This is a genomic window from Bacteroides oleiciplenus YIT 12058, assembly GCF_000315485.1.
GTDB classification, from domain to species: domain Bacteria; phylum Bacteroidota; class Bacteroidia; order Bacteroidales; family Bacteroidaceae; genus Bacteroides; species Bacteroides oleiciplenus.
On record NZ_JH992940.1, the window covers coordinates 1,419,556 to 1,436,128 of the forward strand.

Annotated in this window: 11 protein-coding genes; 2 read left to right on the plus strand and 9 right to left on the minus strand. The window is 43.0% G+C overall.

Annotation, left to right across the window (positions count from 1 at the left end; genetic code table 11):
* Nucleotides 1-14 precede the first annotated feature (14 nt).
* A complete protein-coding gene (locus HMPREF9447_RS28770) occupies nucleotides 15-155 on the plus strand; it encodes a hypothetical protein (RefSeq protein WP_167549111.1) in 141 nt (46 codons plus the stop codon).
* Between the two features lie 67 nt (nucleotides 156-222).
* Here the strand turns inward: HMPREF9447_RS28770 and HMPREF9447_RS06235 are convergent, their stop codons facing one another.
* The 6 genes from HMPREF9447_RS06235 to HMPREF9447_RS06260 all read right to left on the minus strand — a co-directional run bounded on the left by HMPREF9447_RS06235 (nucleotide 223) and on the right by HMPREF9447_RS06260 (nucleotide 7,093).
* Nucleotides 223-597, minus strand: a complete 375-nt coding sequence (locus HMPREF9447_RS06235; RefSeq protein WP_009128853.1) for a YccF domain-containing protein — start codon at nucleotides 595-597, stop codon at nucleotides 223-225.
* 41 nt (nucleotides 598-638) lie between these two features.
* Nucleotides 639-2,567: a heparinase II/III family protein gene (locus tag HMPREF9447_RS06240; RefSeq protein ID WP_009128854.1), complete on the minus strand. Its 1,929-nt coding sequence runs from the start codon at nucleotides 2,565-2,567 to the stop codon at nucleotides 639-641.
* Nucleotides 2,568-2,708: 141 nt separating this feature from the next.
* Entirely contained in the window at nucleotides 2,709-3,797 is a 1,089-nt protein-coding gene (dinB, locus tag HMPREF9447_RS06245; protein ID WP_044137788.1) for a DNA polymerase IV, read from the minus strand.
* A 90-nt stretch (nucleotides 3,798-3,887) separates the two neighbouring features.
* Nucleotides 3,888-5,237: an MATE family efflux transporter gene (locus HMPREF9447_RS06250; RefSeq protein WP_044137488.1), complete on the minus strand. Its 1,350-nt coding sequence runs from the start codon at nucleotides 5,235-5,237 to the stop codon at nucleotides 3,888-3,890.
* A gap of 45 nt (nucleotides 5,238-5,282) precedes the next feature.
* Entirely contained in the window at nucleotides 5,283-5,975 is a 693-nt protein-coding gene (locus HMPREF9447_RS06255; protein ID WP_009128857.1) for a murein L,D-transpeptidase catalytic domain family protein, read from the minus strand.
* A gap of 86 nt (nucleotides 5,976-6,061) precedes the next feature.
* A complete protein-coding gene (locus HMPREF9447_RS06260) occupies nucleotides 6,062-7,093 on the minus strand; it encodes a L,D-transpeptidase (RefSeq protein ID WP_009128858.1) in 1,032 nt (343 codons plus the stop codon).
* Between the two features lie 373 nt (nucleotides 7,094-7,466).
* Between HMPREF9447_RS06260 and HMPREF9447_RS06265 the strand changes: the two genes are divergently transcribed.
* Nucleotides 7,467-8,252, plus strand: a complete 786-nt coding sequence (locus HMPREF9447_RS06265) for a sialate O-acetylesterase (protein WP_009128859.1) — start codon at nucleotides 7,467-7,469, stop codon at nucleotides 8,250-8,252.
* A gap of 34 nt (nucleotides 8,253-8,286) precedes the next feature.
* Here the strand turns inward: HMPREF9447_RS06265 and HMPREF9447_RS06270 are convergent, their stop codons facing one another.
* The 3 genes from HMPREF9447_RS06270 to HMPREF9447_RS06285 are packed head-to-tail and all read right to left on the minus strand — an operon-like array spanning nucleotide 8,287 to nucleotide 16,447.
* The gene (locus HMPREF9447_RS06270; protein WP_009128860.1) at nucleotides 8,287-9,267 is read right to left on the minus strand and encodes a metallophosphoesterase family protein; all 981 of its coding nucleotides are present in this window, start codon (nucleotides 9,265-9,267) and stop codon (nucleotides 8,287-8,289) included.
* Nucleotides 9,268-9,310: 43 nt separating this feature from the next.
* Nucleotides 9,311-13,438 carry an alpha-L-fucosidase gene (locus tag HMPREF9447_RS29025; RefSeq protein ID WP_009128861.1) on the minus strand — a complete coding sequence of 1,376 codons (4,128 nt, stop codon included), beginning with the start codon at nucleotides 13,436-13,438 and terminating at the stop codon, nucleotides 9,311-9,313.
* Between the two features lie 12 nt (nucleotides 13,439-13,450).
* Nucleotides 13,451-16,447, minus strand: a complete 2,997-nt coding sequence (locus HMPREF9447_RS06285) for a glycoside hydrolase family 2 protein (protein ID WP_148374781.1) — start codon at nucleotides 16,445-16,447, stop codon at nucleotides 13,451-13,453.
* Nucleotides 16,448-16,573: the final 126 nt, after the last annotated feature.

The window sequence follows — 16,573 nt, forward strand, 5'->3', positions numbered from 1 at the left end:
AAAACAAGACGATTATGAAAAAGAATGCAAATGAAATTTTTATGTTACAGTACCGTATTAAGCGTTATCAAGCAATGGGAAACGGTGCAATGTGCCAGACTTTGAATGGCAAACTTCAGAAACTGCTTGCAAAGCAAGCTAACATTACCATGTAAACAACACCTTTAAATAAAATGAATGAGGGCGGAGAACTGAAAAGTTCTTCGCCCTTTTCTTTTCTGTTTAATCTGCAACAATATCTTTTCCAAAAGGAGTCAACGCCAATGCCGCCAGTTTGAAGTGCTGCAAACCGAAGGGAATACCGATGATGGTGATGCACAAGATCACTCCAAACACCAAGTGTGAAAGGCAAATCCAGATGCCACCCAGAAATATCCACAGCACATTCATCAACACGTAGAGGCATCCGCCCGAACGCTCTCCGCTCCGCACCGTCTTTCCGAAAGGCCACAGCGCGAGCGTGGCAAGTTTCAACGTTTGCATACCAAACGGAATGCCGATAATGGTAATCATCATCAGCAAACTGGCAACAAGATATTCAATAGCTGTAAGGATGCCTCCGAATATCAGCCACAAAAAGTTCATAAAACAACCCATAGTTTCGCGTTTTTATATTCTAAAACGCAAATATAGATTATTTATTTGATAACGAACTTATACTTGCCCGTTAATCGTGCTTCTTTATCTTTCAATGTAATGCGGTATATTTCGGGACCCCAGACATTGGAAAGACGCGTATCCGGCAATTCGATTGTTTCAAGGTCTGCTGTGAACTCGCGGGGATATTCCAGCGTAACCTTTTGTCCCAGCACTTCAATAGTCACTTTTCCGGGAACGGAAATGTCCACTTTTCCCCAGGTAAGGAAGTTAACCTGATTAGGTGCTTTCGCTGATTTCAGGGAGAAAGTATCGGTGATGGTCAGTTGCTTTTCGCCCAGGGAGTGCGCACGTGTCCAGTTGTTCACTCCGGCTTCTTCGGGATAGGCTGTAGCTATATCGGCTGAGAAGAAACGCTTTTTAGGCTGACAAACAACATCCGTAGCTTTATATTGCTGTCCGAAACTTTGCGGCACACCGTTAATCATCGGTAGGTTATGATAGTTGCTTTGCATCGTCCAGATGGTGTAACGGTCTTTGCTGAATGTCTGTCGCGTATATGTTCCCACACCTGCATCAATCAGCACCGGTATGGTATTGACGTACAAGGAGAAAGTACCCACATCATTATGATTATGGCTTTCATTATTGAAGCCGCCTTTTGTTGCCAGGAACCAACCGGACTTATTCGTCAGGTAGCAGAATTCCGTTTCGGGATACCAAGTACAAGCAGGTATGGTATGGGCTGCCACTGTCTTTTCCAACTCTCCATTCCACAAGATGGACTGCAAGGAACGGAAGGTATCATTTCCCACAGATATGGAGGGGTGTTTGCCATTCAGAAGATAGGCTGCAAACTGCATCATTTCATCACTGCCCACGGCATGACCGTAGCGGTAAATCAACGGAGCGTCACCTCCGCCCTTAGCGGAAGCATCGGCAAAGTTCACTACCCAACCGTTGCCTACATATGTACGACTGATATACTCTCCCATCCGGCGCACCATTGGCTCTTCGAAAAGCGAGACCTTTCCGCCTGTACCGTCAAAGAGTATCTGAAGATAGTCGTACATCTTTCCTGCGGCATGTCCCCAATAAGAAGGACCTTCCTCGCAGGCACCATCGGCTTTTACAAAGTTGATGAACTTATCGACTGACTGCATACTGCGCCATACTGCCTTTGCCAGGCGGTCACGGTCGTTTTCCAGCAAAAGATAGCATTGCAACACATTCGAGTTGCACCACGGATTCCAGTTATTGATAATCTCTCCCGGTTTCCAGTGAAAGGCCATCCACCATTCGCGATCATTATTCATATAGGGGTCAAGAATACGTTCCTGCAAAGTCTGGCGCAGACGCAAAGAAATCGCAGGGTCCAGTTTATCGAATGAGTGATGGAAGAAATAGTATACCCACGAGAGCATAGAACCATAGTTGCCGGAACCGAGGTCAATCACCTGTTCCCGGTAATCGGGTAAAGAGCGTTTCGTGCTTTGGCGTACCAGATGGGCGGAAAGTACCCAGGAAGTCATTTCGCAACTGAAAAACACACCGTTCACCAGTTGGTCGATGAAGCGTCCTTTTCCTTCGGCAAGTTCGGCAAGCATCAGGGCATTGATGGCTTTGCGGTTTGCTTCATAAGGGTTCTGCATGATATTGCGTTCGCCACTGCGTTCATATTCCAGATAGTCGGTGGCGCGGATTACTTTCCATTCGTAATTCAACTGTTTTTCACCGGCACAGATAAGCGTTTCTTTATCAGCACCCAACAAAGCATCCCAGGCGGAACGGTCGTTATAGGCAGGATAAGGCACCCAAGCCTGATTCATCACCAATACTTCTTTGAGTTTTTCTTCGCTACCGGCAGTCTTTTGCAAAAGATTCCGTTCGGTATAGGCATGTGCTGAAACACCTGCGACAACAAGCAGGCAGAAAGAAAAGATAATGCGGCAAAGCGTGTTCTTCTTCATAATATTTAAAAGTTAGATTATCTGTTATACTATGAGGCAAAAGTACGCAAGTTTCACCAAAACAATGTATCTGATTATCCGGAGTTGGGTACAAAATCATCCATTTGTACATCGGATTAATAAATCACAGGGAAAGAGGGTTCATTTCCAATCACTAAACTCAAAGCTCAACTGTTCCCAAACGCCCTTCTCCTCTGTTTCCTCCCGCGGATTAGAAACGGAAAGACCGATTAGGCGGATAGGATGGTGTTCATAATCCACCTCTTTCAGTAATTGTTTCGCCAAGGGTAGGATTACATCGAGAGTGATTAATTCTTTAGACTGCGTAATACTACGCGTTATTTGGTTGAAATCATGAAATTTGATTTTCAGCGTCAATGTGTTTCCTCTAAAATCTTTATGCTCCAACCGCCCCACCAGTTCCACTGCAGTATGATATAACTCGATAATAACCGACGAGCGTTGCGAAATATCTTTCTCCAACGTATGCTCGCATCCGATAGACTTACGAATACGCACAGATTCCACCGGACGAAGGTCGATTCCCCTTGCACAATCGTAATACAACGAACCGACTTTCCCAAACTCACGTAGCAATGTGGCTTGCGAACAGGCACGCAACTGTTCTCCATTGTGAATCCCCAATGAATGCATCTTCTTTGCCGTCACCGGGCCTACCCCCCAGAAACTCTCAATGGGAAGATGGGCAATAAAATCCAGAGCCTGGTCAGGATGGATGGTACACAGTCCATCCGGCTTGCGATAATCCGAGGCAATCTTTGCCAGAAACTTATTATAAGATACTCCGGCAGATGCCACGAGATTAAGTTCTTCCCGAATCTTCCGTTTGATTTCCCTGGCAATATCTACAGCCAGCGGAATACCGGATTTATTCTCTGTCACATCCAGAAAAGCCTCATCCAGAGAAAGCGGCTCAATGATATCCGTATATTCATGGAAAATTTCATGTATCTGGCGGGAGATGTCTTTATATACCTCCATCCGCCCGGGCACAAAGATAAGTTGCGGACAAAGCCGCTTTGCTTTCGTGGATGGCATAGCCGAACGAACTCCAAAGCGACGCGCCTCATAACTGGCAGCCGCCACTACCCCACGTTCTTCGGCATAGCCTACGGCAACAGGTTTTCCGCGCAACTCCGGATGGTCACGCTGCTCTACGGAGGCGTAGAACGCATCCATGTCTATATGTATGATTTTACGTTCAGTCATAAACATTCAACCTCATACAAAGATACGTTTTTTAAATTAAAGAACTAATTTTGCATTATTCCTTTAACCTATTAAACCTGCTGCTCTTTGCTACAACTCTCTTTTCACTCGCAGCAACCTGCGATACACAAAAATAAAGGCAGGTATCAGAAACAGGACCGCCGCAATCCATGCCGTCGGGTCGCCGAAACACACAGCCAGATAACCGAAAGCAGGAACCGCATAGAGGCTGACCAATACACGCGCTATCATCTCGGAAACTCCGGATAACATAGCGAGATTAGTATATCCCGCCCCCTGAATGGTGTAGCGCAAGATGCAAAGCACCCCGAGGACCGGGAAGAAAGACACGGAAATATGCAAGAATAATTCCGTGTCTTTCAATATCTCAAACTCGGAAGCCTCCACAAAGAGCAAAGCAAACGCCCGTGCCCCCAGCATCAGCACGCAGAATGTAAATACCCAATAAATAATCATCATCAACGCACTTGCCTTGACACCCATCCAGATACGTTCAGGTTTCCCTGCTCCATAATTCTGTCCGGTATAAGTAGCCATGGCAATGCCCAAGCTCTCAAGCGGGCACATAAAGAACATCTTGATACGCATGGCTGCCGTAAATGCAGCCACACAAGCTGTGCCTAATGCATTATTGGCACTCTGCAACATGATGCTACCAATAGCCGTAATAGAGAATTGCAATCCCATAGGCACACCTATATACATCAGCCTCCGCGCCAATGCACCATCGAATTTCCGTTCATCGGGCGTTCCCCGCAATATCGTGAAACGGCGCATCATATACCAGTAACACAGCCCTGCCGATACGCCCTGCGAAATGACCGTAGCTATCGCCGCCCCAGCCACTCCCCAACCCAAAACCAAGATGCAGAACAAATCGAGAATAATATTAAGTACAGTGGAAAGAAGCAGAAACCAGAACGGAGTTTTACTATCTCCCAACGCCCGGATGATACTGGACAACAAATTATAGAAGAAAGTAAAGGGTACCCCAATAAACGTCACCAGCAAATAATAATAAGCCCCTTGAAATATATTATCCGGTGTGCGCATCATCAGAAGAATATCATCGCACAGGATACTTGTAACCAATGCAATCACCACCGACATCACCGCCGCCAATTGCAAACTGACCGACACATAGCGCCGCATCGTACTGTAGTCCCGTGCCCCAAACTTCTGTGCCACCGGAATACCGAACCCACCACAACACCCATTGCAAAAACCAAGAATCAGAAACACCACCGAAGTACTTGCCCCGACAGATGCCAGCGCATTAATACCCAGAAACCTACCTACGATTGCCGCATCGACTAGAGAGTACGTCTGTTGCAAGAGGTTTCCCATCAACAAAGGCATGGTGAAATTGAATATTAACGGCAATGCCCGTCCTGCCGTCATTTCTTTTGATGTTGCCATTAAACTAATCCCCCGAAAAAATTCGTGCAAAGGTAGAAAAAGATACTATAAAATAGAACTGTGCGCCAGATAATCGGAAGTTTCAGCATAGATATACATCACGCTTCCTCCCTTGATAGCATCTATTATAGGACGGGAAAGTTTTTGCGGAACAGCCGGGCAACCAAAACTCCTACCCAATCTGCCGCCCTTACTCACCACCGAAGGATCGGCATAAGCCGCTCCGTGCATTACAATGGCACGCTCACGGGCACGGTCATTAATACCTTTCTCCAAGCCATTCAGGATAAGTGAATAACCATTCTTGCCCTGATAAGTGGACTCTGTGAGATAGAAGCCCAACGAACTTTTGTAAGAACCGTATTCATTGGAAAAAGAAGTAGCATAATTAGTACCGCTATTCTTTCCGTGGGAAACAACCGAGGTAAAAAGTATTTTAGATTGTTTCATATCAAATACCCAAAGACGCTTCTCCGTAGAAGGACGGGAAAAGTCTATCAAAGTCAATATATCCCGCTTGCGGTTTTCAATCTTATTATAGCCTGCCACTGCCTGGCGAAATGCTTTCCAACTAACAACTCCCTCCAATTGCATGGAACGATACAAATCGGCACAAGCCTCAACATCTGTTTTAGCCATAGCCTTGGGTGACTCCGGTGCATTATCAGACGACTTGCCACCCCAAAACAAAGTACAAGGAATAAATAAGAATAAAATAGATACAAAAAATCGCAGCATAATGGTTCATCAGAGAAATAACGGCGGCTAAATTACTATTTTTTCTTCTAATGCTTATCACACAGATAGTTAAAAATGAAAAGTCACTATTCAATGACTACTACTAAAGAACGTTCGGTAGGCGCCCAGTCAAAGACGAACTTGGCATGCGAAGTGGCATTGCGCACACACATATGAGAGCGTGGTGTTGTGCCCAACGACCAACTGTATTCAATCATACTGGTACGCGGCACGTTTACCGGAACCCCGTGTATATATGCACCATTCGTAAAGCGACTGGCATAAGGCGCATACCCTCCTGTCTCCGCCGAACCGTCTTTCAGAAATACCATACGCGTTTTTTTCTGTTGAATCAGATACATCCCCAAGGGAGTTTCCTGGGCATAAGGTGGGGCATGTCTTCCGGTGGTAGAAGGATTCATGCTGCGTATCTTCCATTCACCTTTGCCTACATGTTCCAAAGTAGCGATATTCTGATCCAGACGGTCGACAAAAACAACATGATTGAAAACTGTACTGTCAACCAGTTGTTTCAGATAACGGCGCGGAGCCAGCCACTCTTCTTCAAAAGTAACAGGATGTATCCGGCAGAAACTTCCCTCTTCACCCCTCAGATAGGCAATTGTACCATCTCTTCCGTAGCGTTCGGGAACTACGGTATCAGTAGGCAAATACAACGGAACAGACTGATAACGTTCCACTCCCAAAGTATCGGATACACGGCGATAGGCATTCCGCACGAACTTGCGAACCAGCGGAGCCTCTTTGTTCAGATTCTTATAGTTCTGTAACACAACCCATTTTGCTGTATCAGTCTGCATATTCTCAATGTAGGCCAAGCAATTGCGGATTACGTCCCACTTGAAAGAGCGTACCGTATCTTTATAGGGATAAGTATCTTCCAAAGTATGTTGGTCATAAAGCAATTCTTTGGTAAGGGTGATATCGTCAGCAGTCAGTAAAGTCTGTTTAGGATGGGGAAATTCCAATACAGCCGTATCTTTAGGTTCAACTTCCTGCACAGCTACCGCTATCGGCACGGATGGTTCCTGCCGATGCCTACATCCGGCAAGAATCAGACATATGGCAATGCAGGCAAAAAGAACAGAATGTTTCATAAAATGAAATTAAAATATAATCTATTAACGACTACCTACCTGTAAATGTTGACTCTGTATGAATGTGAATTTCCGCAAAGATAATACTTATTAGAAATTTCCCAAGAAAATAGCGATGAAAAGGTTATCCGTATCCTAATTTTAGGGCAAGAAAAAAGGATAGAAGAAGGGCGTTGTAAATCAGCCCATTACAAGAAGTTAAGAGTTTGTCAACAAAGAGTTAACTTCTTGTTGACAAACTCTTAACTTCTTGTCGACAGGGTATTAATACCATAAAAACTCTATATAAAAGTATAACATTCCGTTGCCGGAATTCTATTATCTGCTTATATTTGCCACTAATATAAACGAATAGATAAAATCGAATAGAACCATGAAACACATCTTATTATCATTATGCTTACTTATCATAAGTGTAGCCACCTACGCCGGTGACAAGTCCACAGATACTAAACTGGATATTTTCCTGTTTATCGGCCAGTCCAATATGGCAGGGCGAGGATACATCACCGATAACTATAAAGATAGTATCGACAATGTATATCTGCTCACTCCAACCGGTGACATGGAACCCGCCAGTAATCCGTTGAACAAATATTCCACTATCCGTAAAGACCTGAAGATGCAAGGGGTAGGTCCGGCTTATTCCTTTTCAAAAACCATTGCAAAGAAAACCGGGCATAAATTAGGGTTAGTGGTAAATGCACGCGGAGGAACTTCCATCCATTCATGGCTGAAAGGTGCAGAGGCTAATTACTATGGAGAAGCCTTATCCCGCATACGCCAGGCAATGAAGTATGGAACATTAAAGGCTATCATCTGGCATCAGGGAGAAAGCGATAGTCGACACCCCGAAACGTATATGGCAAAACTGCAAAAGTTAGTCACGGATTTGAGGAAAGATCTGGGTAATGAAGACCTTCCCTTTATCGTGGGTGAAATTGCTGAATGGAGCACTGACGACAGTTCGGAAGCTTTCAACAAGATGTTGCGCACCGTTCCGCAACATATTCCTAATTCTTATTGTGTATCATCCAAAGAACTGGTTCCCCTGATTAATGAGAAAGACCCTCATTTCAGTGCAGATAGCCAGATTATTTTTGGCAAGAGATATGCGGAAGTAGCGTATAAAGCTTGTTATGCCAATGAAACCGACTGACGACGTTCCACTCCCAAAGTATCGGACATATACTTCAATCTAAATCAATCTGTGCGTCCGCTATGGTGGAAACAAGCGGATAAATATCAATTGAATCTCTGAGTCCCAGTTCCCGGGGAGTAGGAGGCAGAAAATCAGCTTGCGTACCTTTAACGTCAATTTTGTCTTTCGTCAACGTAACAATGGCATATAAAGGTTTATTGTAAGTAATTGAATGGCGTAATAAGGGATATTTTTCATTAATGGCCTTGGAGTAACGCTTCTCAGTCATTGTCGGTTTGCCAACCCACACATAAGATGCACTATTAATCTGCATATAGGCAATTCCATTTATTTCTTTCGTATAGTTACTATGGTTATGACCGCTGAAAGCCAATACTACCTTTTTAAACCCGGTACGTTTATTTTCATTCTCTAATACCTGACGCACTTTATCACCATTATTCATAAAACTGTCTATACTTTGATGGGAAAACAGAATGCATCTTTTATCAGTTGCAGCCAAATCATTTATCAACCATTCCAATTGTTCCGGATCAACAAAGGCACGCATCCCGGACTCAACGAAATAGTTAGCTTTGGCATAATGACGATATTCTTTGCCATCGTAGAGGTTGTTGCCATCTAACACGATAAAATGAAAATCACCCTTATCAAAAGAGTAATAACGGTTAGGAATTCCAAATCCTTTCAAGAACTCTTCTTTTGTATAGGTATCTAAATCATGATTACCCAATACGTGATACTTTTCCCCTTCGTACTCATTCCAAATAGCATTTAATGACCGGCTTGCACTATCAAGACGTATAAAATCACCTAATTGAATCAGAAAATCTACATTTTCTTTATTTGCGACATCCACAACAGTCTGCATACGCTCTTTGCCATCAGGCATAGCCGAAGCATGCAAATCTGATACTATTGCAAACTTCAGCGGTTCATCAGAAGAATTGCAAGATACAAAACTTAATGATGTACATAGAAGTACTATGCAAGAATATAGAATCGACTTCATTTTTTTACTTATTTATATTTAAAATTATCTCTATGTGACTCTTTCATTTTACAGAGAAAGAGTCATTTGATGTTCTCTTTTCCAACTTTAAATAGAGTGGTTCTCCTTCGGAGAGTGCCACTTTGATTGTGGTAGCAGTAGCCTTTGATTCAATCAAAAGAACTTTCTCCGAACATTCCACGTCGACTAATGCCCATTCCCCGTTCAATACAAGTGATGCATAGGTGGGGGTAGCTATCCACCCGTACGCTTTGGATGGCTGAGGCCGAAGATTAGGATTACATAATGCGACATCGAGCGTACCTTTTTTCTTATCCATCCTTTCCATAAACAATAGTTCAGTATCAGAAGAACGCAAACATCCATAAGATAAGTGTGAAACCGGAGCAAATAAGGAATAAGCTATAGTGCCGGAAGAATGGTGCCTCAACACATGGACGGAATCCCGCGTTGACAACACCTCAAACAATCCTCTCTTCTTTCGTAATTGCTTCACTAACATTTCCATCTTTCGTGAAGTAGTATTAGGGACAACAACAAAACAGTATCCTTTATCCTTAGGTTTAACCCCATGATTAATATAAGCTTTGGTAACTCTCGTACTCTTCAATTCACTTTGAAGTCCCGATGACACAGGAACATTTTGCTCTACAGATTGCACTATCAACGAATCATTACCGGCAGGGAGATAGTAGCCTGTAGTATTAGGAGTAACCAACCACGCATCTTCCTCCTTCAAGTTCAAAGAACTCACTCTATTTCGTTTAATCTCTTCTCTATTGACTACTGCACTACCCCCTTCTTCACCCACTACCTGAAAAAGGTTGGTTGCCGTTAAACGATTATCGGCATAATTGCCTATGGCAGAAATATCACTACCCAGACTTATCAGCATACCATCAATAGCAAAAACGGATTTGCAAAATCTCAGGTTGGTAGGTTCAAAGCGCTGCTTTCCCCAATTGTCTCCCTGATCGAATGCAGCAGCAAACAGGCCACAGTTCCCCCATGAAAGGGCACCGGAAAAGTTTGTAGTCAAAGATTTCTGGTCAAAACGATCCGTGGCATTACCCCCCGGCATCATTTCTTTCCAGGATGTATAATGCACAGTACTACTCCCCGGTATTACATTCCAGTCCCATCCTTTATGCCCTTTGCCCGGATATCCGGAACGTTCCAACGATCCGTCATACAGCACCTCCAGCGTTCCATGACTTTGATACCTACCGAAACGGTTTGTTTCTGCATATATTTCAGCACCCCAGAAGTTCGTTGTCGGACAACGCATAGTAGCTACCCAATTATCAAATCGATAAATTCCCAATGGACTATAATTGAACTGATAAAAGCCTTCTAAATTCAATTCGGGAGCACTCTTATACTTCTTTGTCATAAAGAAGTAATTATAATAGGAAGCTAATTCCAAGTCGACAGTTTCCCCCTTTATGTCTCCTCCTACTTCTATCAGTTGTTCAAAAAGCTGTCGCGTAAAACTGAGGCCAATACCCGTAAATGGATGACGCCCTGCTAAACTATTGGCATAATAGTGATTATCGTCTGATGTTGAACGGGTAGCCATTAAATATAAAGAAATTATCGCTTTACGGATACGTTGATAAGCACCGCTATCTATCCGGAAAGTAGTACCTTTCAGCCGAGTTGCGTACTCAACCCAAGTCTTATAGGAATACATATACCCATTATAATGTGTCCGATGATGAAAGCCAGTCCCATCAGGTTTCAGCCAGTCATTCCCTCCCGGAACATACTGAGTACAGGCAGAAAGGAAATGGGAGAAAGCCTCTAAATCAATTAAAGCCTGGTGGTCGTCCGGATTATACAATGTGCAAATAAGCAAGTGAGGAGGCACATTATAAATATAATCCGAGTTTATTCTGGGAGCTAACCGGGAGGAGGATAGATACACTTGCTCAAATTCTAACAGACTTTTTACTCCCTCAATCAATTGTGATTTCCGGGTATCGTCACAAACCGATAAAGCACTCAGGAAGTCGTCAGGTATTTTGCGGACAGCCTGATAATTGCTATAGCGAAAGGCAATACGTTCAATAGCTTTCTGCGCAATCAAATAATCAATAAATAGAGTAAAGTCTTTTTCTGCTCCAGAATGTTTCTCTAATACAGCATAAGCTAAAGCACGGGTCGCTGTACTTAATTCCTGAGCCTGTGCTAAAGTAAGCTTTTCTTCATTGGACAATGGTAGTCCCGCTACCTGCCCATTCTGCATACGTTTCAATTGATATCGCTTTATCAGTTTCAGAGCCTCCGCCAACTCTTCTGAAGTAGCCTGAGGTAATGGTAATGGATTTGATTTACGTAAATTTCTCAAATCACTCAACTTACGTTCTATATCTTCCCCGGTTCTTTTTATCAGTTCAATCCGCATGACACGAACATTGTTCTCGCTTTCATTCTGAATATCCTCGCCAAAAAATCCAAGACGACTATATGTACCAATCGTATCTATCGAAAGCTCCAACGTTCTGTTTCCTGTCTTTTCAAAGAGCACCGTCCCAATATGACTCCATGTTTCAGGATAAGAATTCTGCCTGACGTTTACCAGTTCCTCATCTTTTCTCAGCAAACAGGCCTTAAATTGTTTTTCATCCCCTATCTTCAAAGAAACTTTAGTTCCTTCCGTAAATGATCGCCTCCAATGTCTGCTGGTATATAACCTCACGTCATACTCCCCAGGGGCGTCAACCACACATTCCAACAGTAGTTTTCCTGTCTGAGGATTGAAGTTTTCCGTATTCCCTCCTTCGGCTATTCTAAAACATCCTTTCTTCCCTGGTACTTTCTTACCGGATGCAGCCGGCATACTTATAATCCCTTCGTTCGGAAAATTCACAGTACTTATATTCAAAGGAGTTTGGCAGATAAGTTTAAGAACCGGCACACACTCATAATCCAATCCTTCAGGAACAGATATCTTATTATGATTCGCAGTCAGTTTTTGACCGGATGATAACATCTCTGCCGATAAAATACCTGACTGTAGTCCCTTCAGTACAATCTGATTATTTTGTGGTTGACTAACTAAATGCAAATATAGATTATTCCCCTTTCGAGTGACATAGCCCCACGGAAAGTTATCATTGAACGGATTTCCGGTTGCACCATAAATAGCCTCCGAGTTTACCCTCAACCAGTTTCCTACAAAACTCAACACATCAACACTCGGCTGGGGAACCACTCCATCTGCACGCGGCCCTATATTAATCATATAATTGATATTCCGGTTTACAGCCTCTATCAGTGAGCAAAGAATTGCTTTTTTCCCTTTCCAAGCATGATCATTCTTTTTGTATCCCCAGGTGTGATTCAGAGTAGCCACCATTTCCAAATCCGTTGGAGCATAGGCACAAGGCATTTCATTATCACCCAATGCCCCGTAATCACCAAGATTATATCCCACGCGACCATTGATTAAACAATCCGGTTGCAATTCTCTAACCACATTGACAAAAAGCTGGCTCTGTTCTTTTGACAAATCAAAAGGAGTATCATACCATAACAAATCAATCTTTCCATAATTCGTAAGCAGCTCACGCATCTGTGGCAACGCTTTGTTTTGGATATACCGGTTCAAATTTGGTTTTACTTCCGATTTATCTTTTCCATAATGCCCATCATATTCGTTTTTCATTACGGCAGCATCTTCTTCTCTCCAATCCTGACGATGTGAGTAATAGATTCCTACTTTTAGACCATACTTATGACAAGCCTCTATCAGTTCTTTCAGCGGATCACCTTTGTAAGGTGTGCTCTCAATATCAAAATCAGTAACATCACTCGGATAAAGGCAGAAACCTTCGTGATGCTTAGCCGTGAAAACAATATATTTTGCACCGGCTTGCTTTGCTATCTGCACCCAGGTTTCAGGTTTGCATTTATTCAAAGTAAAATCAGACAGCAGCTTTTCATATTCACGATTCGGTACTTTGGCAAAATTCTGTATCCACTCACCAATTCCTTCCACCTCTTTCCCATTCCACTCTCCGGCAGCCGCAGAGTATAAGCCCAGGTGGATGAACATTCCAAAACGGGCCTCACGCCACCAATCCATACGCGAAGCGTTACTCTGTGCTTCAGCTGATATAGCAATCCAGCTGAGTAACAAAACATAAACTATTTTTCTCCAAATCATATCTAATTCTATTTATAATACAATTGTTAGTCTTCCAAAGCAGGGAGATGCCTCCAGAGTTTTGCAATAGTTTCCCCAAGCTATTTCCGGATAGTCCCACTTACTCATTATATACAAAACCAGCTGCTCGTCTACCCGTTTGCTCGTTCTGCAGGCCAATGAAGCATCCGGAGATATCACAGACAAATGAAGGCCGGACTTATCTTTCTGTTGAGACAGTGTATAATAATAAATATTCTCTTTCAACCCCTTAGCTACCTGAGTTAATGGTGTGCGACAGTTGGCACCAGCATCGGCCCAATAATAGTAATTATGAGTGTCCAATTGCCACACTTGCCGTGGATTTTCCCGATATGCTACGCGATGATTATTGTATAAAGGCACACAGCCATTATTGCCTGCGAAAGCCCCTTCCTGATAGTAATCCCAATACCCCTTGCGTTCCCATTTCAGATAATTGTAAGCATCAGGGAGAAGAAAAGAGAGTCCGGACTCGCGTACATAGCCGTTGGGGGCACCTGATACAATATAATTCATTTCTATTTGTCCTTCCGGAAGAATTAGCATCTGTAGGTCAATTTTGACTTCACCATATTCTCCGGACAATGCAATTTTCACTTTACCATTTTTCAATTGACACACAAAATCCTTTTTAATCCAATTGTCTTTTGAAAGAATAAACTTCTTTGCATCTTTTCGTACCTCAGCGCCGGTCAGATGATTTAAGTTTGTATTCAGATTCAAGAAAGGTCCTGATTCCAGCACCACTTTGCCGGCAGAAACGGCATTACAGATAAGCCCTGTATGCCTGTTGAACGGAATAGTAAAATCATCACCTTCAACAATGACCAACTCATCCGTTTCAGTCACCCGCAATGCTCTTTTGTGACCGCTATTGTAAGGAAACGGAACTTTTTTCTCTCCTAAAGTTATCAGATTGGCATCAATCAATTGGGCATCGGAAGTATAGAACTCTACCAAAATCCGGTCACCATCCTGCCAATCTTCCTCTGGTAAGATTAAACTCCCCTTCGCGTGTGGAGCCAAATCCAGAGAGATCGTTTTCGGAATATTATCATTACGAGTATAACGGATATTTATTTCACTCAGATTAGTATGGTCGAAACGATTATGAACGGGTACTATCAGTCGTTCTCCAGGTGTAAAACCTGCAATCTGTTCAACTGACAACCTGACCGGAGAATACGCTTTCTTCGTAGACCAGAATCCCGGTTTTTCACGTCGCCACACATCTACAATTCCCCATTCGCCATAACCGACACAATTCCCCTGGAACTCTTCCGGCTTTGCTGTTCTTGCAAAAGTCTTCCAATAGGGTTCTCCCACTTTTAGTTCAGGAACCATAAAGGTTTCATCAATATATCCCCAAATAGCTCCCCCGAGTCCACCAGAGGTGTTGAATAACTTACTCCACATTTTATCTAATGAAGCTCCCCAGAACTCCCGAATGTTAGGGTCTTCCCTTAAAGTTTCATACGTATAGCATGCCGGATGCGCCCATTCGTCAAACAAGGCAGGCATACCATATCCTTCAAAGTTCTGTACAGTCATCCCAAACTGATTTAAACTTCCATTTACGTTTGGATAGTGCATGCTCAATATATCATACATCTTATCTTCTTCCTTTACAGTGCCTGGCCAACTGAAAATAACAGGACGCGCCGGATCAACTTTCTTCATCCAATTCCAGCTTGCTCTGAAATTTTCGCCATATCTGCTTTCATTTCCTATTGACCAAAATATAATAGAAGAATGCGACCGCAAGGATTTCACCATTTCCATACATTGCGATAAATAACGATGGGTAAAATCAGCATCATCCTGAGACTTTCCCGGTTTATAGTTCTTTTGCCGATAGGTATCTACAAAGCAGACGGCGGTTTCACATTCCACATAAAGCCCCAGTTCGTCACAATATTCCAGAAATCTTTCAGTAGGGGGATAATGTGAAGTACGTACAAAATTCATATTCGCACGTTTAAACAAAACGGCATCCAGACTGTCCAGTTTTTCAGTCGTCGTCCGTCCCAAAGTGGGATGTATATCATGTCGGCAGGCACCGCGCAACTTTATCGGCATACCGTTCACCAACATACGCTCTTTTACTATCCGGACCTCACGGAAACCTATTCTCTTACTAAAGCGGCTTATCTCCTTCCCCCTCTGCCAAACTGTGACGGTCAATGAATAAAGATTCGGATGTTCCGCATCCCATTTCAGCACATTGTTGACAGGAAGTTCGTTTACAACTTTCACATTTTCTCCTTTCCTTAACGGAAAGACCGAAACAGGCAGTTCTACATGTTTTCCCTGCGGAGATAGAAGTGTATATCTAATCTCCGACTCCTCGTTTGCGAACGCTGAATATCCGAGTTTCAACACGGCATCCTCGTAAGAAGCATCCAAAACAGTCTCAACATAAAAATCAAAGATATGAGTTTCCGGCATAGCAAATATGACAACATCCCGTAAAATGCCTCCAATGGGGTGATGGGCATAACCTGAAGCATAAGATATGTCATCCAGGCGATCAGTAATCTCCAGTTCTATTTCGTTCTTCTTTCCGATTTTTACATAAGAAGTTATATCCGTCTCCCAACGAGTAAACCCACCAAAATGCTCCCTGACCTTTTTCCCGTTTACCGTCAGACAAGCATGGCTGTAGACTCCATCAAAACGAAGTATGACTCTTTTGTTTCTATAACTATCCGGCAGTGCAAACGATTTGCGGTACCAAAAAGGCTGGTCGTGCTCAATGGCATAACCTTGCATCACGACTTCTCCGGGAACCTGAATTGTAGTCCATCCGCTTTTAGAAGAAGGCTTGAAATCCCAAGTTCCATTCAACAACATTTCTATTTGTCTCATTTCCGATGTTAACTGAGGTATCACATAACTCCGCTCTCCGGCTGAAAGTTGAGGTAGCACCAGATAACTCAATACATATACAAGAAATAATTTATAATAATTCCACATCATTTTATCCATTAAATTATGATTCTATAACGAGCCATGCGGATTACTTGCCAAACTACTTAGTAGTAGTTATTCAACTACCTACAAGTAGTTGCCCCATTACCTATAGGTAGTTAGGCATTTACCTATAGATAATTT

Excerpts from the sequence above, each read along its gene's own strand:
- HMPREF9447_RS06260 (WP_009128858.1), bottom strand. The coding sequence starts at position 7,093 with ATGAAACATTCTGTTCTTTTTGCCTGCATTGCCATATGTCTGATTCTT.
- HMPREF9447_RS06285 (WP_148374781.1), bottom strand. The coding sequence starts at position 16,447 with ATGGATAAAATGATGTGGAATTATTATAAATTATTTCTTGTATATGTA.
- HMPREF9447_RS29025 (WP_009128861.1), bottom strand. The coding sequence starts at position 13,438 with ATGATTTGGAGAAAAATAGTTTATGTTTTGTTACTCAGCTGGATTGCT.
- HMPREF9447_RS06250 (WP_044137488.1), bottom strand. The coding sequence starts at position 5,237 with ATGGCAACATCAAAAGAAATGACGGCAGGACGGGCATTGCCGTTAATA.
- HMPREF9447_RS06255 (WP_009128857.1), bottom strand. The coding sequence starts at position 5,975 with ATGCTGCGATTTTTTGTATCTATTTTATTCTTATTTATTCCTTGTACT.
- HMPREF9447_RS06235 (WP_009128853.1), bottom strand. The coding sequence starts at position 597 with ATGGGTTGTTTTATGAACTTTTTGTGGCTGATATTCGGAGGCATCCTT.
- dinB (WP_044137788.1), bottom strand. The coding sequence starts at position 3,797 with ATGACTGAACGTAAAATCATACATATAGACATGGATGCGTTCTACGCC.
- HMPREF9447_RS06240 (WP_009128854.1), bottom strand. The coding sequence starts at position 2,567 with ATGAAGAAGAACACGCTTTGCCGCATTATCTTTTCTTTCTGCCTGCTT.
- HMPREF9447_RS28770 (WP_167549111.1), top strand. The coding sequence starts at position 15 with ATGAAAAAGAATGCAAATGAAATTTTTATGTTACAGTACCGTATTAAG.
- HMPREF9447_RS06270 (WP_009128860.1), bottom strand. The coding sequence starts at position 9,267 with ATGAAGTCGATTCTATATTCTTGCATAGTACTTCTATGTACATCATTA.
- HMPREF9447_RS06265 (WP_009128859.1), top strand. The coding sequence starts at position 7,467 with ATGAAACACATCTTATTATCATTATGCTTACTTATCATAAGTGTAGCC.